Below are 1,253 nucleotides of genomic sequence, written 5' to 3' on the forward strand. Positions count from 1 at the left end.
TCAATTAATCTATTTAAGCAGTCTTCGTTGTAAAGATGGCTGCGGTTTAACCAGCTATCGAAACAATGAATTTGTTATTTCCAACGGCTTAGGCAACCTTTACCACTACAACAATACAACAAAAGAACTTAGTCAAAACTTATCCAACCCAGGCCTCAAAATTGCCTGGGATAACCATCTCTTGAGCGCCTAAACACACAAATACAAAAGTCCATTTTTCAAGCTCCTAAAAGTCAAAACTCAACTATACTATCTGTGATACAGCTCAACTTCATAGGTAACGAGCTTCTGGAATAGGCAATAGGGGGTCAAATATGTCCAAACTGTTAGATAACATATCAATTAAATCTAAGCTCTTATCAATCTGCACTATTACATTAGTTGGTATGCTTACAATCATCTTAGTCGAGCTCAATTTTAGCAAGACACTATCAGAGTCAGCTTCTTCGCTTGTGTCCATTGAAAAGCTTAACTCTAACATGCTTACCTTGAGACGGAATGAAAAGGACTTCCTCACCAGGAAAGATGAAAAATACGTCACACGATTCTCTGATAATGTTGCAAAGCTAAACAAAGAAATTAGCGAACTAAAAGTATTAAACAACTCACTTGGGTTTGACACTGAAGATAATCTCACCAAATTAGGCGACATAATAAAAAGCTATCATCAAACTTTTTTAACCATATCGAAAACTCAAAAAGAAATAGGATTAACACCTAAAACCGGGCTTTACGGTACTCTTCGAGCATCAGTACACAGTGCTGAGTCCGCTATTACTGAGCTAAAAGACTACCAACTGCTTGCGGAAACACTTATGTTACGTCGTCGAGAAAAAGACTTTATGCTGCGACTAGACACAAAATACATCGATAAGTTTAATACTGATATGGCGGCAATAATGTCTACTTTGGATAGCAGAGCGCTACCTTCGCAAATTAAAGACCAGGTCAGAAAAAACCTGAACGCTTACGCTTATGACTTTAGAAAGCTAACGGTTAAGACACAAGAACTTGGATTAAGCCCCGAAACAGGCTTGCTCGGTCAGCTACGTGCTACCATCCATCAAAGCGAGGAACAGCTTACTTCGTTATCTGCCATGATGAACAGTTCGTTAGAGGCAACCAAAGCACGAAGTAAGTCAACCTTCTATATGATAACCGGCGTACTGACTGTGATTATTCTTATTATTAATTTAGCCATATTCCGATCCATCAATGCTCCTATCCAAAGGCTAACCCATGTCATGCGAAAG

At 38.8% G+C, this 1,253-nt stretch carries 1 protein-coding gene and 1 pseudogene; both read left to right on the top strand.

Annotated elements, in window-relative coordinates:
- A pseudogene (locus tag A3729_RS26745) lies at positions 1-193 on the top strand (DUF1513 domain-containing protein); the annotation flags it as partial.
- A 121-nt stretch (positions 194-314) separates the two neighbouring features.
- On the top strand, positions 315-1,253 hold a 939-nt coding region (locus A3729_RS26755), incomplete at its 3' end, for a hypothetical protein (protein ID WP_197476139.1).

It is taken from the genome of Oleiphilus sp. HI0043 (assembly GCF_001634935.1).